The sequence below is a fragment of the Mesorhizobium sp. 113-1-2 genome, assembly GCF_016756475.1.
Taxonomy (GTDB): domain Bacteria; phylum Pseudomonadota; class Alphaproteobacteria; order Rhizobiales; family Rhizobiaceae; genus Mesorhizobium; species Mesorhizobium loti_C.
The window spans coordinates 6,533,247-6,556,123 of record NZ_AP023242.1; the positions used below are offsets into that span (position 1 = coordinate 6,533,247).

Sequence of the window (22,877 nt, forward strand, 5' to 3'; positions counted from 1 at the left end):
GGAGTTTCAGTCGAAGAAGCCCCTATCCTCTTCCATGAGATATTTCCTGGCCGCTTCAGCGTCGATATCGAGACCCAGCCCCGGCGCCTCCAGCACGTCCACCATGCTGTCCTTCACGATGTGCGCCGGCAGGCCGACCACCAGATCCTCCCACCACGGGTCGGAGGCGCTCGGATACTCGAAGGCGATGTAGTTGGCGGGCAAGGTGGCGCAGACGTTGATCAGTGCGCCGAGGCCGAGGAGGCCGTTCGCGGTGCCGTGCGGCGCCATCAGGATCGAGTGCATATAGGCATGCTCGGCGACCCATTTGAGCTCGGCAATGCCGCCGATATCAGCCGGATCCGGACCGATGACCCGCACCGCCTGCGTCTCGATCAGCTCCTTGAAATTGTGCCTGAGGTAGATCTGCTCGCCGGTATGGATCGGCGTCGATGTGGAGGTGGTCAGTTCCCGATAGGCCTGCGGATTGACCCACGGCACATAGTCTCCGGTCAGCATGTCCTCGAGCCACATCAAATTGTACTTCTCGACCGCGCGGGCGAACTTGATCGCATCGGGCAGCATCCAGCCCGGGCCGCAGTCGAGCGCCAGGCTGACCTTGTCGCCCAGCACCTCCTTCATCGCGATCACGCAGTCGAGCATGTGATTGAAACCGCGTTCGCTGATCACGCCCTGATCCATGGCACCATGATAGCCGGCCTTTTTCTGCGTCACGCCGTAATGGAAGCCTTCGATGCTGTCCTTCATGTTGGAGTGGAACGAGATTCCCTGCTTGACCATGAAGAAGTTCTGCGGCTGCTCCATCATCCATTTGACGTCGGCGGCGTAATCCTCCGGCCGGTCGCCGGTGCGCTTCCGGCGGATCGAGCCGTTGTAGACGCGCACCTTGTCGCGCACCTTGCCGCCGAGCAGTTTGTAGACCGGCACGCCCGCCGCCTTGCCTGCGATGTCCCACAAGGCATGCTCGATGGCGCTCACCGCGGCGCCATAGGGCTTGAACGAACCGCGCTGGCGGATCTTCAGCATGACACGCTCGACGTCGGTCGGGTCCTCGCCGATCAGCGCCTCGCGGAAATGCAGCACGAAAGGCTTGAGGTAGGTCTTGGTGAACTCGACTTCGCCAAGGCCATGAAGGCCCTCGTCGGTGACGATGCGGACGATCGGGTGCTTGCCGATGACGGCGCAGCGCAGGTCGGTGATCTTCATGGCGCAGTCCTATTTCACAGACGAGAAAGCCGTCGGCGTGAGCAGCTGGCTGCTGATATTGGCAACGATCTGCCCGTCGCGCTCAGACTCGTCCCGGGCTCTGTGCCATGCCGGATCGGTAACGAAAGCCGCCCATTTCGCCTCACGCTCGGCCAACGATTCCCAGGCGAGGAAATAGGTGAGGCGATTGCTTTTTTCACCGATCGCCGTGGTGAAAAACCCGGCTTGGCGGATGCCATGCCTCTCCCAGATGGCCAGCGTTTGCTCGGAAAAGCGCTTGAGCAAAGCCGGCAGCCTGCCCGGCAGGCAGTCATAGATACGCAGTTCGTAGATCATGGTTTCGTCCGTTTCTTTCTTCGCTTGGGAGAGGTCGACACGAATGGTCGGTCGTTGGCCCTGTGAGCCTGGGGAATGATGGCAGGTGGTCTGGGCTAACTCCAGGTCCGGTCCCAGCTATATTCATTGTCCCAGTGCTCGGTGGATTGCCATATCCCCGTGACACCGGGTTGCAGATGCCGGCTGATCACCTCGTCGACCACATCGTCTATGCCCAGCCCCGGTTTGTCGGGCACGGTGATGAAGCCGTCCTTGACGAGCGGCTTGGGTAAGCCGGTGACGATGTCGTCCCACCAGTCGACATCGGCGGAGTGGTATTCGAGCGCCATGAAGTTTTCGGTCGCGGTGGCGACATGCGCGGCAGCCATCGCGGCGATCGGACTTTCGGCCATATGGATGGCCATGGCGACGCCGTGATCCTGCGCCATGTCGCCAATCTTCTTGGTCTCCAGGATGCCCCCGCTGGTGAGCAGGTCCGGGTGGATGACGGAGAGGCCGCCGCTCTTGAGCAGAGGCTCGAAGCCTTCCTTGAGGTAGATATCCTCGCCGGTGCAGATCGGCACCGTGGTGGCCTGCTGCAGCTGCCGGTACTGCTCGGTATATTGCCAGGGGATCACGTCCTCCAACCAGGCTGGGACGTATTTCTCGATACGGCGCGACAGGCGTATGCCGTCCTGCAGCGAGATGTGGCCGACATGGTCGATGGCGAGCGGGATCTCGTATCCGACCACCTCGCGGACCTCGTGGATGTACTGCTCGAGCAGGTCGATCCCCTTCTCGGTGAAATGCAGGCCCGTGAACGGGTGCTGCACGTTCTGCGCGTCGTAGGCGAGATTGCGGGCCTTGCGCTCCTCTGGTGTCCCGCCACGGCCGCGCGGGTTGGCGTGAAACCCTTCGAGCGCGCCGGCGGGCGCGGCCACGGCGCCCGGGACATGGGCAATCTGCATCAAGCCCAGGTCCATCTTGAGGAAGGTGAAACCGCGGTCCATACGCTGCTTGAGGCGCTTCCCGGTTTCGGTGCCGCTCGGTTTCTCGGCATCGGTATCGCAATAGACGCGCACCTGATCGCGGAACTTGCCGCCGAGCATCTGGTAGATGGGGACGCCATAGGCCTTGCCGGCGAGATCCCACAGCGCGATCTCGACCGCCGACACGCCGCCGCCTTGCCGGCCATGGCCGCCGAACTGCTTGATGCGGCGAAACAGGCGATCGATGTCGCAAGGGTTCTCGCCAAGCAGCCGGCTTTTCAGCATCAGCGCATAGGTGGCGCTGGCGCCGTCACGCACCTCGCCAAGCCCGACGATGCCCTGGTTGGTATAGATCTTGAGCAGTGCCGAGGTGAATGGCGCGCCGACGATTTCGGCAACCCGCATGTCGGTGATGCGAAGGTCGGATGGCCTTGAATTGGCGTTGACCCGATTGAGAGCCTCGCCGGCTCCTCCCGTCTTTGGCATGACTTGTCCTCGTTCTGGTCGGGGCCCGTCGCCCCAAACGCTGGCCGGCATCGAGCCTTGCTAGCTCAGCTCGATCTCATGGGCTTGCAGGTATTCGCGGTTCATCTCGACACCGAGACCAGGCTTCGACGTCAGCTTGAGGTTGCCGTTCGAGACGTCGAGCGGTCTGTCGATGAGGTGATCGTATTTGCCCAGGTTCCACTCTGACGTCTCGAGCTTGTAGAAGTTCGGAACGGTCATCATCACCTGCGCCCCCGCGACCACGTTGATCGGCCCCGCGGCGTCATGCGGCGAGACCGGGATGTAGTAGGCCTCGCACAGGGCGGAAATCTTCTTCAGTTCGGTAATGCCGCCGGTCCAGGTGACGTCGGGCATGATGTAGTCGGCGAGCTTGTTCTCGAGCACCGGCACGAAATCCCATTTCGTGTGGCCGCGCTCGCCCCACGAGATCGGGGCGCTGACCTTGTCACGCACCTGCTTGAGGGCGTTGAGGCTCTCGGGCGGACAGGGCTCCTCGAACCAGTCGATCTGGCCGGCTTCCTCGAGGCTGCGGCAGAGGCGAATGGCGGTGGGAACGTCGAAGCGGCCATGCGCATCGATGAGGATGTCGACGTCAGGGCCCGCCGTTTCGCGGATCAGGGCCGTGAGTTCGGCCGCTTCGCGCTCGTCCTTGCGGGTCATGCTGCCATCGAGATAGCCGTCCCTCCTTTCGCGAGCCTCGCCATCGACACTAGGACCTTGGTGGGGGAACGGATCGAATTTGAGCCCGGTGTGTCCTGACTCGACAATATCGCGAATTTCGCGGACCACGGCCTCCTTGCTGGTGAATTTGGCCTGGTTGGGATGGGTGTAGAGCGCGATTTCATCGCGCACCGGGCCGCCCAGCAACTCGTAGATCGGCTTGCCGAGGACTTTGCCGCGGATGTCCCAGAGGGCTATGTCGATGGCGCTCACGCATTCGACGGCGGCGCCGCGGCTGCCCATATAGGTGAAGCTGCGGAAAATCTTGTGCCACAGGTGCTCGATGCGCGCCGGATCCTCGCCGGTCACGGCGGCGCCTATCTGTCGCAGGATCGTACAGAGCGCGCGGTTGGCCAGCTTTGTGGTGGTGGTGATCTCCCCCCAGCCGCTCACCCCCTCGTCGGTCGTCACTTCGACGAACAGGTACTCTCCCCAATAAGAAGCATCGGATTTGATCAGCCACGGCCGAATGCTCGTGATTTTCATCTCTTAACTACCCTTGTCTGGAATGAACCGAAGAGCGGTGTTCCGGGCCGATTGTCCTACCCTGCCCGAGCGGCGTTGCGCGCGCGCATGTGTTCGAGGACATGGCGCCCGGAACCCTCGACATGGCGCGCAATGAGTTCGGCTGCCTCGTCCGCATTTCCCGCCTTTACATGAGCGATGAGTTCGCGGTGCTCGCGAATGATCGCGGCACGGCGGGCCAGCGTGAAATTGAAACGACGGCTTACCGCTCGCAGCACTTCGCGATGCTTCCACCAAAGCTCGGCGGCATGGCGGTTATAGTGCCGCTGGTACATCACGGTGTGGAAAGCCGTATCCAGCTCGCTATGCCTGAATGTGTCGGCGAAATTGTTCTCCTCGATCAGGCCTTGGAGACGTTCGAGTTCGGCGATGTCCTCGTCGGTGGCCATGTTCACAAACCATCGCGTCAGGGCTGGTTCGATCAGCACACCGATCTCGTAGATATCCCGGACAAAATCCTGATCTATGGGTCGCACGCGCGCCCCGCGATTGGGGAGAAAGGTGACAAAGCCTTCCCCGCGCAACAGTTGCAGAGCCTCGCGCACAGGATTGGTCGAGGTGCCGTGACGCCGGGCCAGATCGGTGACCACCAGCCGTTCGTTGGCGGCGAGCCGCCCCTCGATGATGTCCTCCCTGATCAGCTCATAAAGCGAGGCGCCCTCGCTCGAGGCGCCGAGAGGATCGATCCCCTCGGGAGGCTCTGCTTTAAATTCCCGCGCTTCGGCCAAGGCCGCCCCCCTTCCATAAATACACGACTTTCTCGATATCACGCACGATTTCCATAAACAATGTACGATTTGTTTCGTTGACAGCCAATCTGCGATCTGAAAACGTATAAAGTGCTCGAAGGGATACATTTGAGGAGATGTCCCGCAGCCGACGAGTAAAGCCCGCCCACCTCGATAAGGGCGGCATGGGAGAGAAACCTGGAGGATACCTATGACGAGGTTCACACTCGGCGGTGCCGTCCTGCGCGGCACTGTCTCCACTGCATTGATCGCATCGTTGATGTCCGCACCGGCTCTGGGCGCGGCGCCGGTCGACCTGAGCAAGTGGTCGCCCGAATATGTGCGCTCCATTGCGGGCACACAGGATTTTGATACGGCAGGCGATTGCGCCAAGGTCACCCCGCTCGACTACAAGGGGCGACTGACGTTCTGGTATCAGGGCGTGTTCGAGGGCGACCCCGACCTCCTGCGCCAGTACTACAAGGACTTCTTCGAAACCTTCCGCAAGACTTATCCGAATATCCAGCTCGAGGACCAGGCGCTCACCTACAACGATCTCCTGGACAAGTTCCGTACGGCGCTGCTTGGCAATGCCGCGCCGATGGCGGTGCGGCTGCAAATCCTGGGTGGCACGGAGTTCGCCTCAAAGGGCTATCTGCAGCCGCTCAAACCCGAGGACGTGGGATATTCGACCGAGGATTTCTGGCCCGGCGCCATGAAAGCCGTGACCTGGGACGGCGTGACCTACGGCATTCCGACCAACAATGAAACGATGGCCTTCATCTGGAATGCCGACATCTTCAAACGTGCGGGCCTCGATCCGGACAAGGCTCCGGCAACCTGGGACGATGTCGTCAAGTATTCCAAGCAAATCCACGACAAGCTCGGCATCGCCGGTTACGGCCTCGTGGCCCGCAAGAATGCCGGCAATACACCGTACCGCTTCATGCCTCAGTTGTGGGCCTATGGCGGCGGGGTCTTCGACGAAGCCACGGCGAACCCGACCTATAAGCAGATCGAGATCGACAGCCCGCAGAGCAAGGCCGCCCTGCAAGCCTCCTACGACATGTATGTCCGCGACAAGTCGGTTCCGGTTTCGGCACTCACCAACCAGCAGGCCGACAACCAGCCGCTGTTCCTCGCCGGCCAGCTCGGTATGATGATCTCGCACCCGTCCGACTACAATGTCATGCTCGACCTGCAGAAGAAGGCGACCGGCACCGACAAGGACAAGGCGCAGACCGTCATCGACAACATGCGCTACGGCCTGATCCCGACCGGCCCCGACGGCAAGCGCGCTGTCGTCTTCGGCGGTTCGAACATTCACATTCTGAAGCCTGAATATGTCGAGGGCGGCAAGGTGGACGAACCGGCCGCGAAGGCCATCATCTGCATGTGGACCAGCCCGGAATGGTCGCTGAAGATGGCCTATGCCGGCTCGAATCCGGGCAATCTCAACGGCTTCAAGACCAAATGGATGAAGGAGCGTCTGGACAGCATCAAGTTCCTCGATGTCACGACTTCGATGCTGCCATACGGCATCCCGTTCCCGGCGCTGCCGCAATCTCCCGAGATCATGAACATCATCATCCCGGACATGCTGCAGAATGCCCTGACCGGAGCGATGACCGTCGATCAGGCAGCAGATGACGCGGCCCAGAAGGTGAAAGACCTGATGGGCGGACTCTAGTCCGAGCCTGACCTGCGATCCGACCGGCTGTTCCAGGGGACAGCCGGTTCGTTCCGAATAACAAGGGCACGCCAAAGTGACGATCGTGACCGGCAAGACCGAGGCTCGCGGAAGACTGCAACCGGGGGGATCCGGCTTGCTGCGCAGGATCTGGGAGCATCGCGCCGACTACGCGTATGTGCTTCCCGCGATGGCCGTGATGCTGATCGTGATCGCCTATCCGATCTACTACACGGTCGAGCTGTCGTTCTTCAACACGCCGCCCGGCCTGCAGCTTCGCGACAAGATCTTCGTCGGCGTCGACAACTATACGGCGATCCTCAGCAGCGAGATTTTCTGGAAGGTCACCTCGAACACCCTGATCTGGACACTGGCATCCACCTTCATCTCCTTTGCCCTGGGGTTTGCCTGCGCGCTGGCGCTCCATCGCGACTTTGTCGGCCGTGGTGTCCTTCGCGCCATCCTGATCATTCCCTGGGTCATCAGCGCGGTCGCCGCCTCCTATATCTGGAAGTGGATCTACCATTCGGACTTTGGCATCATCGGCGCGGTGCTGGTCGGGCTTGGATGGGCCGACCGGCCGCCGAATTTCATCGACAGCGTCTCAACGGTGCTGCCCTCGCTGATCGTCGTCAATATCTGGCGCGAGTTCCCGTTCGCCATGATCATGATGATGGCCGGCCTGCAGACCGTTCCCGAACAGTTGCTGCGCGCCGCAAAGGTCGATGGAGCCAATGCATGGCAGCGCTTCTGGCATGTCACCTTCCCGCATTTGAGAAACGTCTCGACGGTGACGATCCTGCTGCTGGCGGTGGCCAACTTCAATTCCTTCATCATCCCCTGGATCATGACCGGCGGCGGGCCGTCGAACGCTTCGCATATCTGGATCACCCACATCTATGAGCTCGCCTTCGGCCGCCAGCGCTGGGGAGTGGCATCGGCCTATTCGGTGCTGTTGTTCCTCATCCTGATGATGTTCGGTTACTTCTACGTCCGTGCGCTGAGCGGCAACGAGCGGAAGGATGGCAGCGTATGAGCACACTCGCCGAGACCGCCGCTCGAGGCCAAGCCCGCCGCCGCATGCGTGTCGACGGATGGCGGTGGAGCGGGCGCATCTTCCTCGTCTTCATGCTCCTTTACACGGCGTTGCCGATGATCTGGATGCTGCTCACCTCGATCAAGTCCGGCTTCGCGGCGATGCAATTCCCGCCGCAATGGTGGCCTGACGAACCGACACTTGCCAGTTACCAGAAGCTGCTCGATCCGCAGAACAGCGTCGGCCAGGACTTCCTCCGCTTCTTCTGGAACAGCCTCTACGTTTCCACTGCCACGACCATCCTTTCGGTGATCGTGGCGGTTCCAGCGGCCTATGCGTTTTCGCGCTTCACCTTCCCGGGCCGGAATTTCCTGTTCTTCGCCGTGCTGCTTCGCAACATGTTCCCGGCGGTTATCTTTCTCGTGCCGCTCTTCATCCTGATGCGCGCGATCGGGCTGGTGAACACACACGGATCGCTGATCCTGACCTACCTCACCTTCGGCCTGCCGCTGGCGATCTGGCTGCTGAAGGGCTTCTACGACAACATCCCGGTGCAACTCGAGCAGGCGGCGCGCATCGACGGGGCGACGCGGTTCCAGGCCTTTATCCTGATCGTGATGCCGCTCTCGGCGCCAGGAATCATCGCTACGGCGATCTATTCCTTCATCGGCGCGTGGAACGAGTACATCTACGCCTACACCTTCCTCTCCAAGAACGAGCAACTGACGTTGCCGGTCGGCATCCAGCGCTTTTTCTCGGAAAACACGACGGACTTTCCAGGCCTGATGGCAGCCAGCTTTATCATGAGCGTGCCCGTCGTGGTGCTGTTCCTCGTCCTGCAACGATACTTCGTACGCGCCCTCACAGAAGGCGCGGTCAAGCACTAGGGAGTTGCCGATGGCCCATGTGGTCCTCAAAGATCTCGTCAAGACCTATGGCAGCTTCAAAGCCGTCAACGAGGTTTCGCTGACCGTCAATGACGGCGAGTTCGTTGCGCTCGTCGGTCCGTCAGGCTGCGGCAAGACAACGACCCTCAATCTCGTCGCGGGTCTGATTCCGATCACGTCGGGCGATATCGTCATCGGAGACCGGGTGGTCAATGACCTCGACCCGAAGGACCGGGACATCGCAATGGTGTTCCAGAACTACGCGCTCTACCCACAAAAGTCGGTTTATAAGAACCTCGCGTTCCCGCTGCAGATGCGCAAACTGCCCAAGGACGAGATCGACAGGAAGGTCAAGGAAGCGGCGCGCGTACTCGACATGACACAGTTGCTCGAGCGCAAGCCGCGCGAACTTTCGGGCGGGCAGCAGCAGCGTGTGGCCCTGGGCCGCGCCCTCGTCCGCGATCCCGCTGTGTTCCTGATGGACGAGCCGCTTTCCAATCTCGATGCAAAACTGCGCGTGCAAATGCGGTCGGAGATAAAGCGCTTCCACCAGGACCTCAAGGCCACGATCATCTACGTGACGCACGACCAACTCGAAGCCGTGACCATGGCAGACAGGATGGCGGTGATGAACGGCGGCTACCTGCAACAATACGATTCACCGGCGCAGGTCTTTGCCCATCCGGTGAACATGTTCGTCGCCAGCTTCATCGGCAGCCCGGCGATGAGCCTTGTTCCGCTGGAAGCATCGACGACAAACGGCAACACCGTGCTGACGGGCGCGGAGCGCTGGAGCCTCGAGCTCTCGCCGCGCAATGCCCAGAAGGTCGCGCGGGCAACAACCAAGAAAGTCGTGCTCGGCGCACGTCATTCGACGATCAAGCTGCACAAGAGCGCGGTGCCAGGCAGCGTCCCTGCCAAGGCCTACACGGTGGAGCCTACCGGAGACATCACCTTCGTGCAGGCGTTCCTGTCCGGCGCCATCGTCAACGTCAGCGTACCGCCGACCATCGCCGTCGCGCCAGACGAGCAGATCTGGCTCGAGTTCGACCAAGAGCGGATGCACCTGTTCGACGGCGAAACTGAAATGGCTCTCGAGGCTGACTGAGACAAGGCGGGGGCGTATGGAATGGGGGCCGGATGACCGGGAAGCTTAAGATTACCGCGATCAAGCCCTACCCAGTGTGGGTAGGAACGCGCAACCAAATGCTCGTCAAGATCGAGACCGACCAAGGTATCTTCGGCTGGGGCGAGAGCGGCTTGAGCGGCCGCGAGAGGGCGGTGACCGGCGCCGTCGAGCACTATCGCGAGTTCCTGATCGGCCGCGACCCCATGCAGATCGGGCGGATATGGCAGGAGGCCTATCGCAGCCAGTACTTCGAAGGCGGGCGCGTTCTACAGGCAGCGATTTCCGCCATCGACATCGCCCTTCACGACATCAAGGGCAAGGCGCTGGGGGTGCCGGTCTACGAGTTGCTCGGCGGCAAGCAGCGCGACCGTATCCCCACCTTTGCCTCAACCGGAGACGAGGCCGAGGGCGATGTTGCCATCGAACGAGCCCGGGAGTTGCGCGCGCAGGGCTGGCAGGCGATCCGCTTCTTCCCCGCCGGGCAAAGCAGCAAGGACATTTTCGAGCCGCGCGAGTCGATCGGCGTGACCGCGCGGATGCTGAACAAGGCCCGCGAGGCGCTGGGCGACGGGGTCGTGCTCGGCATCGACTATCATCATCGGCTGTCGGTGGCCGAGACGGCCAGCTTCTGCAACAAGCTAGGTCGCGGCGTGCTTGATTTCCTCGAGGAGCCGATACGCGACGAGACACCGGAGGCCTACGAATCGCTGCGCACGATGACGGACATTCCGTTCGCCATCGGCGAGGAATTTGCCAGCAAGTGGCAGTTCCTGCCCTACATCGAACGCGGCATCCATCAGTTCAACCGGCTCGACATCTGCAATGTCGGCGGGCTCACCGAAGCGATGAAGGTCGCGGGCTGGAGCGAAGCGCACTATGTCGATCTGATGCCGCACAATCCGCTCGGCCCGGTGTGCACGGCCGCGACCGTGCATCTGGCCGCCGCAGTCGCCAATTTCGCCTGGCTCGAGACCAGAGTGCCGGAAAGGAAGCTGGGCTTCGACAGCTCCGAGTTCTTCCCGGTGCAACCACAACTCGACGGCCCCGCCTATCCGGTCGGCGATCTGCCGGGGCTCGGCGTCGAGGTCAACGAGGCGGCGATCCAGGCGCAGAGTTTCCGTTTCTGGGAAGCGCCCCACCTCAAGCGCCGCGACGGTTCTGTCACCAACTGGTAGTTCAATTTCAACCGGAGTTCACCATGACGCATACCTCCGACATCATCCGGCCGTCCAAGGATCTGATCGAGGGATTGAGGGAGATCGGCGCCGCGACGGTTGCCGGCACGCTCGGCCATATGGGCTTCCGCAATCCGCATATGGTCGGACCGGTGGCGCAGAACCACGGCAAGTCGATCGTTGGGCCGGCGCTGACGCTGCAGTTCCTGCCGCAGCGGCCGGACCTCTTCAACGAAGGAGAATACGCCGACCCGGAGACGCAACTGCACCGGCACGTGCTCTATCACGCCCAGGAGGGCGATGTGGTCGTGGTCGACGCGCGCGGCGACATGAGCTCGGGCGTCTTCGGCGATATGATGTCGACCTATTTCAAGGGCAGAGGCGGCGCGGGCATCGTGATCGACGGGTGTATGCGCGACCGGCCCAATGTCGAGAAGCTCGACCTGCCGCTTTGGCTGCGCGGCTGGACGCCCAACTATCATGTACAGACCAGCATCTATCCCAATGCCGTCAACGTTCCGATCGCTTGCGGCGGTGTCACGGTGATCCCCGGCGACATCATCGTCGCCGATGATGACGGCGTGGTGGTGGTTCCCGTGGCAATGGCAGCAAAGGTCATCGACGAAGCGAAGAAGCATCACGATTGGGAAGAGTTCTCGCGCGAGAAGCTCCTCCAGGGCGCCCCGTTGCAACGCTATTATCCACTGCATGACGACGCCCGCGCAGAATACGAGGCGTGGCGCAGCGCAAGGCGCTAGCAGAACCATCTAGCGTATGGATCACCAGCGCGTCTCGACCAAAACTTTGTGCACTTGGAGCGGTGCAACTTCAAACCAGGATGGGTGAACCGCTCCAAGTCTGCTTGGACGATCCTTAGTTATGCCGGATTTCCGTTCCCAGCACCTTCAGGCATTCGCGGATGAAGGCTGCGAGGGCTGTCCAGCCTTTGGCCGAAACCATTGTGCCGTCGACATAGGCCTCTGTCGGAGACAGATCGATGTAGGTGCCGCCGGCGAGTGTCACCTCCGGCTCGCATGCCCCTAATGCACCAACCTTCTTGCCGCGCACGACGCCATCGACGGCAATGAGAACCTGAACGCCATGGCAGATCGTGAAGATCGGCTTCTGAGCTTCGTGAAAATGACGAACGATCGCCTGAACGCGCTTGTCGGTGCGGATATATTCAGGGCCACGACCGCCAGCACAATAGACGGCATGATACTGATCGAGCTGTCTCTCGGCTTCCGAGAACGTCTTGTTGATCAGCGCATAGTGGCCCAGTTTTTCGGTGTAGGTCTGGTCGCCCTCGAAATCGTGCAGCGAGGTCTTGATCAGGTCTCCGGCGTTCTTATCCGGGCAAACCACGTGGATGGTGTGACCGACGGCTTCCATCGCCTGCTGATAGACGAAGATTTCGTATTCCTCGGTGAACTCACCGGTCAGCATCAGTATTTTTTTACCTGGCATGGCTCTTCCTCTCAATGTTTTGGGCTGGGCAAGGCGCAGATCGCGGCCTGCCTTTCGGTGAAATCGGATCGGGTCAGAATGGCGAGTCCGGGAAATAGTATTCCTTGGCGTTGGCCTGGTTGATCAGCGGCGCATCGAGCTTGACGGCGCCGCACACCGGCAAAGGACATCGATTCCGGCCTCAATCAAATGCCGGAAGCAAGCGATCGCGGGAATGCTCGATATGGACGCGCATCGCCTCTTGGGCGGCGTCCGCGTCGGCCCTACCGAATGCGGCGAGAATCGCCTCGTGTTCGTCGAGCGCTTCCTCGGTCACCCGGGAATGGTACATCAAGCGGAAGATGTGGAAGTGGGTGTGCTGGTGGCTCAACGTCTCCCGAATGAGTTCGTTTTCTGAAAACTCCATGATCTTGTCGTGGAAGATCGCGTCCTGCCGGGCGAAATTCGAATAGCGCAGGCGATCGTCCTTGCCCTCGCGCCGTGACATCACGCCGGCCGCTTCCAGCAAAGTGTTGAGCTTTGCTTCGTCCATGGCAGCGGCGGCTTTGGCCGCAGCATGCGGCTCGAGCAGAAGGCGCATCTCGTACAATTCGTCGAAACGGCGCCGGGTAATCTGGGGTGCTGCGCGATAACCAATGAGATGCGTCTTGAGCACCAGGCCTTCGCCTTCGAGGCGGCCGAGCGCCTCGCGGATAGGTGTGTGCGAGACGTTGAATTCCTTGACCAGGCTATCAACGGTGATGCGTGAGCCCGGCGCGATCTTCAGCGCCATAAGCTGCGCGAAGATCGCTTCGTAAACATCCTCGACCAGGCTGTTGGAGCGCTGGATGCGACCGCCGCCGGCGGTCGTTTCAGTCGTGTCGGTTAAGCTCACGGTCTGCATTTTTTTGCCCCTTGACAGTGAGGACTGCTAACACGATGCTCCAGCAGATGCAATCCTATATCCTATACGATTTAAAAGCAGATACCTCTTTGAGCCGTCACATGGGCGTCGCCGCAGTGCGTTCAAGCGGCGTTGCGGACAGATGGCAGGTCCGTCGCGATAGCCTTTCCCAATTCCCAGTTGAGCCGCCGCCGTCAAAGGACAAAAGATCATCATGAGCCTCTTCGCCGCCCTCCGGCTTCCGCGTGAAATCCTGTTCGGGAAGAGCCAGCGTCATGCGCTGCCGACAGTCGCCAGCAGATTCGGACGGCGCGCGCTGGTCTGTACCGACGAGCGCTTCGCCGGCACCGCGGTGTTCGCGGAGATCGTCAAATCGCTCCAGGCGGCCTCGATGGAGGTGCTGGCACACGACCGCGTCCTCCCCGACGTGCCGCGTGACACAGTCAGCATCTGCGTCGACGAGGCGAAGGGGTTCCGGCCCGAAATGGTGATCGGCATCGGCGGCGGCAGTTGTCTCGATTTCGCCAAATGCGCCGCCTTGCTGCTCAGCCATGGCGGCAAACTCCAGGACTACTATGGGGAGTTCAAGGTTCCCGGCCCGACGCTGCCGCTGATCGCGGTGCCCACCACGGCAGGCACTGGCTCCGAGGTGACACCGGTCGCCGTGATTTCCGATCCCGACCGGACGCTCAAGGTCGGCATATCCAGCCCTTATCTGATCGCGGCCGTCGCTCTGTGCGACCCCGAACTGACGATGACCTGCCCCCCTGCCCTCACCGCGATCGCCGGCGCCGATGCCTTGACCCATGCGATCGAGGCTTTCACCGCCATGCGGCGCGGCGAGGACCCGGACCTGCCGCAAAAGCACGTGTTCATAGGCAAGACCGCGCTGACGGATCATTTCGCGCTGCTGGCCATAAAGCTGCTGGGGCGCAGTCTGCAGAAAGCCTGCACGGACGGCACTGACGCCGATGCGCGTGCCGATGTGATGATGGGCGCACTGGCGGCAGGGTGTGCGTTCGGCACCGCCGGTACGGCGGCGGCGCATGCCGTACAGTATCCCGCCGGGGCGCTTACGCACACCGCGCACGGCTTGGGGGTAGCAACCATGATGCCCTACGTCATGACCTACAACAGGCGTGTGGCTGCTGCTGAAATGGCCGAGATCGGCCGCGCGCTCGGGCTCTCCGCGGATGGGCGCAGTGACGACGAACAGGCCGGCGCTGCCATCGAAGAGATCAGGCGGCTGTTCGCCGCGATCGGCATCACCTCGACGTTGGCGGATCTCGGCCTGCCCGCCGATAAGCTCGACTGGACCGCCGAGCAGGCGCTCGGCATCGACCGACTCATCAAGAACAATCCGCGCCCCTTCGATCTCGCCACCATGCGACGCCTAGTTCAGGCGGCCCATGACGGCGATCTCGCGGCCTGCGCCCATTGAGCGAACGGAACAAGATGATGAACCTTGCCCAGCAGATCGACCAGGATGGCTATGACGTGCGCCGGTTTTCGCACGGGCTTTACATCGGCGGCATGTGGCGCCCCTCTTCCGACGGCCGGCTCATCGATGTCGTCGATCCGTCCTCCGGGGCCGTGATCGCGGCGGTTCCCGATGCAACGCTCGAGGATGCCGCAGCCGCGGTCAAGGCTGCGGCCAGGGCCGCCAAAGGATGGCGGGAGACGGCGCCGCGCAAGCGCTCGGAAATCCTTCGACGCTGTTTCGAACTCATGGTCGAACGGTCTGAAACGCTCGCCATGCTGATCGCGCTGGAGAACGGCAAAGCGTTGCGCGACGCGCGCGGCGAGGTCGCGTATGCGGCCGAATTCTTCCGCTGGAACGCCGAAGAGGCCGTCCGCATCACCGGGGAGTTCGGCACCGCGCCGTCCGGCACCAACCGGATCGTGGTCGACTATGAGCCGATTGGGATCTGCGTGCTGATCACGCCCTGGAACTTTCCGGCCGCGATGGCGACCCGGAAGATTGCGCCGGCATTGGCGGCCGGTTGCACAGTGATCCTGAAACCTGCCAGCGAAACGCCACTGACGGCCTACGCCTTGGCCGCGCTCTACAGCGAGGCCGGGGTGCCGGCCGGCGTCGTCAACGTCATCACCACGACCAGTCCCGGCCCGCTGACCTTCGCCATGCTGGCCGATCCGCGCGTCAGGAAGCTCTCCTTCACCGGATCGACTGGTGTCGGCCGAACCTTGCTTGCCGAGGCTGCCAAGCATGTCATCTCCTGTTCGATGGAGCTCGGCGGCAATGCGCCCTTTGTCGTGTTCGACGATGCCGATCTTGATGCGGCGCTCGACGGCGCCATGATCGCCAAGATGCGCAATGCCGGCGAGGCATGCACCGCCGCCAACCGCATCTATGTGCAGTCGGGCATTCATGACGCGTTCGCCGACGGCCTTTCCAAGCGCATGGCGGCGCTCAAAGTGGGAGCGGGCACCAATGCCGATACGGAGTGCGGTCCGATGATCACAAGAAAGGCCGTGGACAAGATCGACCGTCTCGTCAAAGACGCGATTGAGCGGGGAGCCAAGGTGCTTTGCGGCGGCTCGATTTTGGACCGCGAAGGCTTTTTCTACCCGCCGACGGTGCTGTCTGCGGTTTCGCCCGAAGCCGACATGGCGCATGAGGAGATTTTCGGGCCGGTGGCGCCCATCACCATGTTCGAAGCCGAGGACCAGGCCATCGCATACGCCAATGACACGGAATATGGCCTTGCAGCCTATATCTATACGCGCGATGTGGGGCGCGGCATGCGTGTGGCGTCGGGTATCGAGGCCGGTATGATAGGCCTCAACCGGGGGCTGATGTCAGATCCGGCGGCGCCCTTCGGCGGCGTCAAGCAAAGCGGCCTTGGCCGCGAAGGCGGCCAGCACCACGGCATCGCTGAATTCATGGAGGCGAAATACATCGCCGTCACCTTCTGATCGGGCACCCATGCCGAGAGACCCCTTCCGCACACGCGATCACGTTGCCGACTTTGACGATATCGTCGCCGATATCGTGGCGCGCAGCGCTGCAACCCGGGCGACGCTGCCCATGGTCGCCGATGTCCCCTACGGTGAAGGCAAAGCCGAGAGGCTCGACCTGTTCTTTCCCCTGGGAAGGCGCAGCGACCTTCCAGTGCACATCTTCATCCATGGTGGCTACTGGCGCATGTTTTCCAGGAGCGACTATTCTTATGTCGCGGAGACAGTCACCAAAGCCGGCGCGATTGCGGTCATTGTCGACTATGCGCTGATGCCCGAGGTCCGGATGGCAGAGATTGTCGAGCAGGTCCGACGCGCCAAACAATGGGTGCTGGACAACATCGCCGGCCACGGCGGCGATCCCAGTCGGCTGAGCGTCAGTGGCCATTCTGCGGGCGCGCACCTTGCCACCTTCCTGTTCGAAAAGACGCCCATGCCATCGCGCATCCATGCAGCGCTGCTGCTGGGCGGCCTCTACGACCTGAAGCCGCTGCAGACGTCCTTCCTCGAGCCGTTGATCGGCATCACCGACGAAGAGGCAGTTGCCTTCACGCCAATGACGCGGTGGCATGACCCGAACACGGCAGCGACCATTCTCGTCGGAGATCAGGAAACGCCACCTTTTCACCAGCAGGCGGCCGACTTCGCAACACTCTTGCGCGCGCAGGGGCACGGTGTCCGCAACCTCTGCCTGGATGGGCGCAATCACATGAACAGCGTACGGGATCTGGGCCTCAGCGGCACGCAAGCTGCCGATTGCCTGATAGCGATGATCGAAAGAAACCGCCACTGAGAAAGAGTAGGTTCTCAGTAACCGCGTCGGCCTCAGTCTTCAGAGTCGCACCGACGTGGCAGAGAAGCCGTTTCAAAAGTACCTTCATCAACGCCCGCGAGGGCAGTGCCAATCCCGAGAGAGATACAGCGCACCTGGAAGGTCGCTTGTCCACCTTTGCCCTGCATCAGTGGTTGTGACGCGCGGGCGCCGACATTGCCGATGAGGTACGCGCGGCCGGCGCTCGCGAATGTGAGGCCATGACAATGGAGGAGAACCGATCCTGACGGCAAAGCCCAGCGAAACGATCGGCCTCTAGATGCACGAAAAACGGCTGGTCGGTCGCGCTCAGGGAATATTGCAAGGCTGCGGTCAGATGTAGATCATCCAGCCCGACCATACCAAGCCATTGATTTTTCTTCCTAAGCATTTGTGTTTTTATCCTTCTTGCGATAGAGCTAATGTACAGAAAAATAGGTTAGCCGGAGCAACAAATATATAAAATTTATGTCACTTTGAAACCCTCCCAAATATAGTCTTTTACAAACATATTTCTTCGTCTTATCGTTGTACTTCGCGCCGGCGTGAGCGAGGAAGGCTATATCGCCTATGCCTCGGACTCGCTGTCGCAAGGCGGCGATTTCGATACAGGTCTGCAGCCGGGCGACCTGACCAAGCTCAGCGGCCTGCCTTGGCAGGCCGACTTTAACGAATGTTCCACCCAGACGATCGACGTCACTTACGAGGAATTCGTCTACATCTTCGTGCATTTCGGCGATCTTACCGGTACCACCGGCGTTGCGCTCGGGATCATTTTGCCGGCACTGATCCCGGCTGCCGCCGTGGTGGGATACCTCCTGGCGTTGCGGATGGAGAAGGCCGACCCGGCCCGCTTCACCCGCATGGGAGAAAACCTCGCTTGAACCCATAGGCCCTTGGCGAACCGCTGTGGTCGCCTGGGGCCTTCCTCGACAGGCCACTTCCGCGATTTCATTCGGACGATGGCAGGCTGAAGACCATCCTGGAATCGCATTTGCTTGATCTGGTTCGGCTTGATGCCGCCCCCAAAAGCATGGCCGAGCGTACCGCCGAAACCATCACTCGACGCCTGGGACAGGCTTACGCCTCGCGGGGGAAAGCAAACGCCCTTGCCTATTTGGTATGCTGGTATAATATGTACCTGACATAGCGTGATCCTCAGCAGATGCGCTGCGTCCTATGGTTTTTCTGGGAGGAGATACAATGAAACGTTCAATCGTGGCGGCGCTGGCCAGCGCCGCGCTGATCAGTGTTGTGACGCTGCCAGCAATGGCGTCGTCGGACAAACCGGTCATCGCGCTGACCAATGCCTATTACGGCAATACCTGGCGCCACCAGATGGTGGAAGCGTTCGAGGCTTCGGCCAAGGAAGCCAAGGCCGCCGGCCAGATCGCCGACTACATCATCATGAACGGCGACGGCTCGGTGGCGCAGCAGAACAGCCAGATCGCCGAACTGATCCTGAAGAAGGTCGACGTGCTGGCGGTCGACGCCGCCTCGGAAACCGCGGTCAACGGCATCATCGAAAAAGCATGCAAGGCCGGCATCATCGTCGTCTCTTTCGATTCGGTCGCGTCGGCGCCTTGCAACTACCAGCTCAATTTCGACTTCAAGGGCTACAAGGCGACCCAGGCAGAGGCCGTATTCAAGATGCTCGACGGCAAGGGCAACGTCATCCAGGTGCGCGGCGTCAAGGGCTCGGCGCCCGACAACGACATGTTCAATGCGCAGCAGTCGGTGCTGGCGAAATATCCCGACATCAAGGTGGTGGCCACCGTCTATGGCCAGGCGACCGCTTCGGTGGCGCAGGCCGCGATCGCCAATGTGCTGCCCTCGTTGCCGCATGTCGACGCCGTGCTCGGCCAGGGCGGCAGCGACGACGTCGGCATCGCACAGGCCTTCGTCCAGTATGGCGGCGACTATGCCGGCAAGATGCCAATCATCGAAGGTGGCGGCGGCACCGACTTCGTCAAATGGTGGGCCGACGAGAACGCCAAGAACGGTTACCAGACGGTCTCGATGAACACGACGCCAGGCATTGGCGGCGCTGCCTTCTGGCTCGGCCTGTCCCTGCTCAAAGGCGCCAAGGCGCCCAAGATGATGATCATGCCTGTCGCAACCGTCGATGCCAGCAACCTCAAGGACTATGCCAAGCTGCCGGGCGGCCAGATCATCAGCCCCAGCTATTCGCTCGACTGGGTCAAGCAGAACCTGCTGAGCAAGTAACGCGTCCAGCACAATGGATCGGACGCCGGATGGCGCCCGATCCTTGGCCGTGAAGAAACGGAGGACGAATGTCCCATCTCGCCGTTGCCGATCAAAGGCGTGCAGCCGCCATGGCGCCCGCCGCTTCGATCCGGCAGGAAATCGTCTCGCTTTCACAGATCACCAAGAGTTTCGGGCCGACGCTGGCGAATGCCGAGATCGATCTTGCCGTTTCGGCCGGCGAGATCATCGGCCTCGTCGGCGGCAACGGCGCCGGCAAGTCGACGCTGATGCGCATTCTCTGCGGCACGATGTGGCCGACCCTGGGCTCGATCGCTTTCGCCGGCCAGGCGCTTGACTTCACCGACTACAACACGGCGGAAGCGCAACGGCGCGGCATCCGCATGGTGCATCAGGAACTGTCGCTGTGCGCCAACCTGTCCGTGGCCGAGAACTTCTTTCTGGAGACGCCGCAGGACGCGGCAAGCCGCCCGGGCTGGCGGAGGCTTTACAGAGGCCGCGCGCGCTCGGCGCTCGATGCCGTCTTCCCCGGCAACACAATCGATGTGAACGCGGACGTCGGTCAGCTCTCCATCGCCGAACGGCAGATGGTCGAGATCGCACGCGCCGCCGCGACGCCCGGCGTCAGGCTCATCGTTCTCGATGAGCCGACCTCCTCGCTCGATCTCGATCGCTCCAAGCAGTTGCGGGCCTTCATCCGCGAGCGGGCCAAGGCTGGCCTTGCCTTCATCTTCATCAGCCACAAGCTGCAGGAAATCATCGACATCGCCGCGCAAATTGTCGTGCTGCGCAACGGACGCACCGCCTGGCGCGGCGACGTGGCCGATACGTCGATCAGCAGACTGGTGCAGCTCATGGGCGGCGACGCCAATTCGGTCCACCAGCATGGCGCCACCGCCGCCAGCGCCGGGGGTGCATTGGTGCGGCTGTCCGGTGCGCTGACATCCGGACTCGGCCGCGACATCGAGATCGCGCGCGGCGAGATCGTCGGGCTGGCGGGGCTCGAGGGCAGCGGCCAAAAGGATTTGCTGCATGCCATCTTCAAGCCCAATCCGGCAAAGGATGCCGCCGTCACCCGCACCGCCGAAGCCGGCTTCATCGCCGGCGACCGCCAGAAGGAAGGCGTGTTCCCGCTGTGGAGCGTGCTCGGCAACATCTCCATCGGCAGCCTCGCGCGCCGCCCGTCGCTGGGCCTGGTCTCGGACCGGGTCAACCGTGAGGCCGCGGCCGACGCCGCCGCCCGGCTGCGGCTCGACGAAAACCGCTTCGGCTCCAACATTCTGGAGCTGAGCGGCGGCAACCAGCAAAAGGCGCTGGTTGCCCGCGCGCTTGTCGCCGATACGCCGATCATCCTGCTCGACGATCCGACGCGCGGCGTCGACATCGCCACCAAGCAGGATTTCTACCGGCTGTGCAACGACATCGCACGCAGCGGACGGACACTTGTCTGGCACACCACCGAGGATGCAGAATTGCTGGCCTGCGACCGCGTGCTGGTCTTTGCGGGCGGGCGGATCGTCAAGGAGTTGACCGGCGAGGCGATCACCGAAGCGGCGATCGTCGGGGCATCTTTCGTCCAGCAGGCGGACAAGCGCGCCGATGCCGCGCAAGGTAAGGCCGGCGCGGCCGGGCTGGTCCGCAGGCTGGTGAACGCAGCCCCCTTCATCGGCCTCGCCGCCGTTCTGGCGGTGATGATCTCGGCCAATCCGGCGGTCGCCTCGATCTTCGGCCTCGACCTGCTCTTGATGCCGGCACTATCGCTGGTGCTGGTGACGGCGGCGCAGATGTTCATCGTCGGCGGCAGCGAAATCGATCTCGGCGTCGGCGCCTTCGCCGGCTTGGTCAGCGTGCTCAGCGCTACGCTGCTCTACGATCAGCCATGGCTCGGTGCGCTGGCGCTTCTGGCGGCGGTCGCCGCCTACGCCGGTCTCGGCGGGCTGATCCAGGCGCGCAAGATCCCGGCCATCGTCGTCACGCTCGGCGCTTCGTTCATCTGGGTGGGGCTGGGTTATGCGCTGCAGCCGACGCCGGGCGGCGCCAGCCCCGACTGGCTGACGGCGCTGTTCGGCTGGTCATTCGACTTCCTGCCGACATCCATCATCCTCATCGCCGCGGTCGCCCTGGTGGTCTTGGCGATCGACCGGCTGCCGCTCGGCGTGGTGCTGCGCGGCTTCGGCAACAATCCCACCGCGATGATCCGCTCGGGCTGGTCGCCGACACGCTACGCGCTGGTGCGCTATCTCATCGCCGGGCTGTTCGCGGCGGCCGCCGGCCTGTCGCTGACGGCAATCAACACGGCAAGCGACATCAACTCCGGCAATTCGTTCACGCTGCTCAGCGTCGCCGCCGTGGTGATGGGCGGCTGTTCACTGCTCGGCGGCATCGTCTCGCCGGTCGGCGCCATCGCCGGCGCGGTGACGCTGTCGCTGATCGGCGCGCTGCTCGGCACGCTCAATGTCAGCAGCGACTTCAACGCCGCGACGCAAGGGCTGATCCTGATCGCGCTCTTGACGTTGCGCGGCCTGACCGCGGACCGCCGGAGCGAACAATGAACGCGCTATCCACCTTCACCCTTTGGGCCCAGAAAAACCGCTGGATCTGGGCGGCGATCGGCGTACTCCTGCTCTGGCTGGTGCTCTCCGTCGTCACCAACCGGTTCAGCCTGTCCAGCCTGTCGGGCATCGTGCTGTCGGCTTCGTTCCTGACCGTCGTCGGCATCGGCCAGATGTTCGTCGTCACCACCGGGCGCGGCAATATCGACCTTTCCGTCGCCTCGGTGATCACGCTCAGCGCCTTCGTCGCGCTGCTCACCATCAAAGGCCAGGATGCCAACCTCGCCATTGGCGTCGCCGCTACCGTCCTGCTCGGCCTCGCGGTCGGGCTGCTCAATTCGCTGCTCGTCGTCGGCCTCGGCATTCCGGCGATCATCGCGACCCTTGCCACCGGCTATGTGCTGGCGACCGCGACGCTGCTGTCGAACAAGGCGATCCCCGGCTTTGCCGTCAGCCCGGCGCTCAAGGATCTGGCGACGGGCCGCATCTCCGGTGTTCCGATCATGGCCATCATCGCCATCCTCGGCGTGGCGGCGGCTTCCTTCGTTCTTCGCTACACCGTGTTCGGCCAGCTGCTGTCGGCGGTCGGCCAGAACCGCACGGCCGCCCGCCTCGCCGCCATCAACAACGGCCGGGTGATCGCGGCAGCCTTCATCATCTCGTCGGTGCTGGCCTCGCTCGACGGTCTGTTGCTCGGCGCCTATATTGGCGGCGCCTTCCTCGAAATGGGCCAACCCTACCTCTTGCAGTCGATCGCCGCCGTGGTGCTCGGCGGCACGCTGATCTTCGGCGGCTCGGCGACGGCGCTCGGCACGCTGTTCGCCAGCATCCTGCTCATCCTGATCGTGACGACCATGCAGATTATCGGGCTGCCGCCCGGCGCCCAGGACATCGTCCAGGGCATTGTCGTCATCTTCGTCCTGGCGCTGGCCGGCCGACAGGCCTTGGCGCGGCGCGCGACGACCGAACCTGCCGACGGCGCGACGCCGAGGCCGCCGGCAGATGCGGCCGCGTCTGTGCCGGAGTGACGGGCCAGGTCGACAATTCCACTT

Annotated in this window: 21 protein-coding genes; 13 read left to right on the forward strand and 8 right to left on the reverse strand. The window is 62.4% G+C overall.

Features of this window, described 5'->3' with window-relative positions:
- Positions 1-6 precede the first annotated feature (6 nt).
- The 5 genes from JN279_RS31680 to JN279_RS31700 form a co-directional block, all read right to left on the reverse strand.
- Positions 7-1,206, reverse strand: coding sequence for a mandelate racemase/muconate lactonizing enzyme family protein (locus JN279_RS31680; protein WP_096455069.1), 1,200 nt, complete (start codon positions 1,204-1,206; stop codon positions 7-9).
- Between the two features lie 9 nt (positions 1,207-1,215).
- Positions 1,216-1,542, reverse strand: coding sequence for an NIPSNAP family protein (locus JN279_RS31685; protein ID WP_096455067.1), 327 nt, complete (start codon positions 1,540-1,542; stop codon positions 1,216-1,218).
- Between the two features lie 95 nt (positions 1,543-1,637).
- The gene (locus JN279_RS31690) at positions 1,638-2,996 is read right to left on the reverse strand and encodes a mandelate racemase/muconate lactonizing enzyme family protein (RefSeq protein WP_096455065.1); all 1,359 of its coding nucleotides are present in this window, start codon (positions 2,994-2,996) and stop codon (positions 1,638-1,640) included.
- A 60-nt stretch (positions 2,997-3,056) separates the two neighbouring features.
- A complete protein-coding gene (locus JN279_RS31695) occupies positions 3,057-4,223 on the reverse strand; it encodes a mandelate racemase/muconate lactonizing enzyme family protein (protein ID WP_096455063.1) in 1,167 nt (388 codons plus the stop codon).
- 56 nt (positions 4,224-4,279) lie between these two features.
- Positions 4,280-4,990 carry a GntR family transcriptional regulator gene (locus JN279_RS31700; RefSeq protein WP_202351146.1) on the reverse strand — a complete coding sequence of 237 codons (711 nt, stop codon included), beginning with the start codon at positions 4,988-4,990 and terminating at the stop codon, positions 4,280-4,282.
- A 211-nt stretch (positions 4,991-5,201) separates the two neighbouring features.
- On the opposite strand from JN279_RS31700, the gene JN279_RS31705 reads away from it, so the two are divergent.
- The 6 genes from JN279_RS31705 to JN279_RS31730 all read left to right on the forward strand — a co-directional run bounded on the left by JN279_RS31705 (position 5,202) and on the right by JN279_RS31730 (position 11,665).
- Entirely contained in the window at positions 5,202-6,680 is a 1,479-nt protein-coding gene (locus JN279_RS31705) for an ABC transporter substrate-binding protein (RefSeq protein ID WP_202351147.1), read from the forward strand.
- Positions 6,681-6,756: 76 nt separating this feature from the next.
- Positions 6,757-7,716: a carbohydrate ABC transporter permease gene (locus JN279_RS31710; protein WP_096455057.1), complete on the forward strand. Its 960-nt coding sequence runs from the start codon at positions 6,757-6,759 to the stop codon at positions 7,714-7,716.
- On the forward strand, positions 7,713-8,603 hold the full coding sequence (locus JN279_RS31715; RefSeq protein WP_096455055.1) for a carbohydrate ABC transporter permease: 891 nt from the start codon (positions 7,713-7,715) through the stop codon (positions 8,601-8,603). Before JN279_RS31710 ends, JN279_RS31715 begins: the two co-directional genes overlap by 4 nt.
- Before the next feature lie 10 nt (positions 8,604-8,613).
- Complete coding sequence (locus JN279_RS31720; protein WP_096455053.1) at positions 8,614-9,711, forward strand: ABC transporter ATP-binding protein; 1,098 nt, start codon at positions 8,614-8,616, stop codon at positions 9,709-9,711.
- Between the two features lie 32 nt (positions 9,712-9,743).
- Positions 9,744-10,907 carry a mandelate racemase/muconate lactonizing enzyme family protein gene (locus JN279_RS31725; RefSeq protein WP_096455051.1) on the forward strand — a complete coding sequence of 388 codons (1,164 nt, stop codon included), beginning with the start codon at positions 9,744-9,746 and terminating at the stop codon, positions 10,905-10,907.
- A gap of 23 nt (positions 10,908-10,930) precedes the next feature.
- Complete coding sequence (locus tag JN279_RS31730; RefSeq protein WP_096455049.1) at positions 10,931-11,665, forward strand: ribonuclease activity regulator RraA; 735 nt, start codon at positions 10,931-10,933, stop codon at positions 11,663-11,665.
- 115 nt (positions 11,666-11,780) lie between these two features.
- On the opposite strand, the gene JN279_RS31735 is transcribed toward JN279_RS31730, so the two are convergent.
- Positions 11,781-12,374, reverse strand: coding sequence for a DJ-1/PfpI family protein (locus JN279_RS31735; protein ID WP_096455047.1), 594 nt, complete (start codon positions 12,372-12,374; stop codon positions 11,781-11,783).
- Between the two features lie 181 nt (positions 12,375-12,555).
- Positions 12,556-13,257 carry a GntR family transcriptional regulator gene (locus JN279_RS31740; RefSeq protein WP_096455045.1) on the reverse strand — a complete coding sequence of 234 codons (702 nt, stop codon included), beginning with the start codon at positions 13,255-13,257 and terminating at the stop codon, positions 12,556-12,558.
- Between the two features lie 214 nt (positions 13,258-13,471).
- Here JN279_RS31740 and JN279_RS31745 point away from each other — a divergent pair, with 214 nt between their 5' ends.
- The 3 genes from JN279_RS31745 to JN279_RS31755 are packed head-to-tail and all read left to right on the forward strand — an operon-like array spanning position 13,472 to position 17,029.
- Positions 13,472-14,698, forward strand: a complete 1,227-nt coding sequence (locus JN279_RS31745) for an iron-containing alcohol dehydrogenase (protein ID WP_096455043.1) — start codon at positions 13,472-13,474, stop codon at positions 14,696-14,698.
- 17 nt (positions 14,699-14,715) lie between these two features.
- Positions 14,716-16,194, forward strand: coding sequence for an NAD-dependent succinate-semialdehyde dehydrogenase (locus JN279_RS31750; RefSeq protein WP_202351148.1), 1,479 nt, complete (start codon positions 14,716-14,718; stop codon positions 16,192-16,194).
- Between the two features lie 10 nt (positions 16,195-16,204).
- Positions 16,205-17,029, forward strand: a complete 825-nt coding sequence (locus JN279_RS31755) for an alpha/beta hydrolase (RefSeq protein WP_096455041.1) — start codon at positions 16,205-16,207, stop codon at positions 17,027-17,029.
- 166 nt (positions 17,030-17,195) lie between these two features.
- Here JN279_RS31755 and JN279_RS31760 read toward each other — a convergent pair whose 3' ends face one another.
- The gene (locus JN279_RS31760) at positions 17,196-17,438 is read right to left on the reverse strand and encodes a hypothetical protein (RefSeq protein WP_202351149.1); all 243 of its coding nucleotides are present in this window, start codon (positions 17,436-17,438) and stop codon (positions 17,196-17,198) included.
- 154 nt (positions 17,439-17,592) lie between these two features.
- Between JN279_RS31760 and JN279_RS38380 the strand changes: the two genes are divergently transcribed.
- The 4 genes from JN279_RS38380 to JN279_RS31780 all read left to right on the forward strand — a co-directional run bounded on the left by JN279_RS38380 (position 17,593) and on the right by JN279_RS31780 (position 22,853).
- Positions 17,593-17,931 carry a LodA/GoxA family CTQ-dependent oxidase gene (locus JN279_RS38380; protein ID WP_244734212.1) on the forward strand — a complete coding sequence of 113 codons (339 nt, stop codon included), beginning with the start codon at positions 17,593-17,595 and terminating at the stop codon, positions 17,929-17,931.
- 319 nt (positions 17,932-18,250) lie between these two features.
- Positions 18,251-19,273: an ABC transporter substrate-binding protein gene (locus JN279_RS31770; protein WP_096455037.1), complete on the forward strand. Its 1,023-nt coding sequence runs from the start codon at positions 18,251-18,253 to the stop codon at positions 19,271-19,273.
- 68 nt (positions 19,274-19,341) lie between these two features.
- Complete coding sequence (locus JN279_RS31775) at positions 19,342-21,825, forward strand: ATP-binding cassette domain-containing protein (protein ID WP_096455035.1); 2,484 nt, start codon at positions 19,342-19,344, stop codon at positions 21,823-21,825.
- Positions 21,822-22,853: an ABC transporter permease gene (locus JN279_RS31780; protein WP_096455033.1), complete on the forward strand. Its 1,032-nt coding sequence runs from the start codon at positions 21,822-21,824 to the stop codon at positions 22,851-22,853. The genes JN279_RS31775 and JN279_RS31780 overlap by 4 nt, the downstream gene beginning before the upstream one ends.
- Positions 22,854-22,877 lie beyond the last annotated feature (24 nt).

Coding starts and splice junctions, on each gene's coding strand:
- JN279_RS31755 (WP_096455041.1), top strand. CDS start 16,205: ATGCCGAGAGACCCCTTCCGCACACGCGATCACGTTGCCGACTTTGAC.
- JN279_RS31770 (WP_096455037.1), top strand. CDS start 18,251: ATGAAACGTTCAATCGTGGCGGCGCTGGCCAGCGCCGCGCTGATCAGT.
- JN279_RS31745 (WP_096455043.1), top strand. CDS start 13,472: ATGAGCCTCTTCGCCGCCCTCCGGCTTCCGCGTGAAATCCTGTTCGGG.
- JN279_RS31715 (WP_096455055.1), top strand. CDS start 7,713: ATGAGCACACTCGCCGAGACCGCCGCTCGAGGCCAAGCCCGCCGCCGC.
- JN279_RS31780 (WP_096455033.1), top strand. CDS start 21,822: ATGAACGCGCTATCCACCTTCACCCTTTGGGCCCAGAAAAACCGCTGG.
- JN279_RS31685 (WP_096455067.1), bottom strand. CDS start 1,542: ATGATCTACGAACTGCGTATCTATGACTGCCTGCCGGGCAGGCTGCCG.
- JN279_RS31725 (WP_096455051.1), top strand. CDS start 9,744: ATGACCGGGAAGCTTAAGATTACCGCGATCAAGCCCTACCCAGTGTGG.
- JN279_RS31705 (WP_202351147.1), top strand. CDS start 5,202: ATGACGAGGTTCACACTCGGCGGTGCCGTCCTGCGCGGCACTGTCTCC.
- JN279_RS31735 (WP_096455047.1), bottom strand. CDS start 12,374: ATGCCAGGTAAAAAAATACTGATGCTGACCGGTGAGTTCACCGAGGAA.
- JN279_RS31680 (WP_096455069.1), bottom strand. CDS start 1,206: ATGAAGATCACCGACCTGCGCTGCGCCGTCATCGGCAAGCACCCGATC.
- JN279_RS31740 (WP_096455045.1), bottom strand. CDS start 13,257: ATGCAGACCGTGAGCTTAACCGACACGACTGAAACGACCGCCGGCGGC.
- JN279_RS31760 (WP_202351149.1), bottom strand. CDS start 17,438: ATGCTTAGGAAGAAAAATCAATGGCTTGGTATGGTCGGGCTGGATGAT.
- JN279_RS31690 (WP_096455065.1), bottom strand. CDS start 2,996: ATGCCAAAGACGGGAGGAGCCGGCGAGGCTCTCAATCGGGTCAACGCC.
- JN279_RS31695 (WP_096455063.1), bottom strand. CDS start 4,223: ATGAAAATCACGAGCATTCGGCCGTGGCTGATCAAATCCGATGCTTCT.
- JN279_RS31750 (WP_202351148.1), top strand. CDS start 14,716: ATGAACCTTGCCCAGCAGATCGACCAGGATGGCTATGACGTGCGCCGG.
- JN279_RS31720 (WP_096455053.1), top strand. CDS start 8,614: ATGGCCCATGTGGTCCTCAAAGATCTCGTCAAGACCTATGGCAGCTTC.
- JN279_RS31730 (WP_096455049.1), top strand. CDS start 10,931: ATGACGCATACCTCCGACATCATCCGGCCGTCCAAGGATCTGATCGAG.
- JN279_RS31775 (WP_096455035.1), top strand. CDS start 19,342: ATGTCCCATCTCGCCGTTGCCGATCAAAGGCGTGCAGCCGCCATGGCG.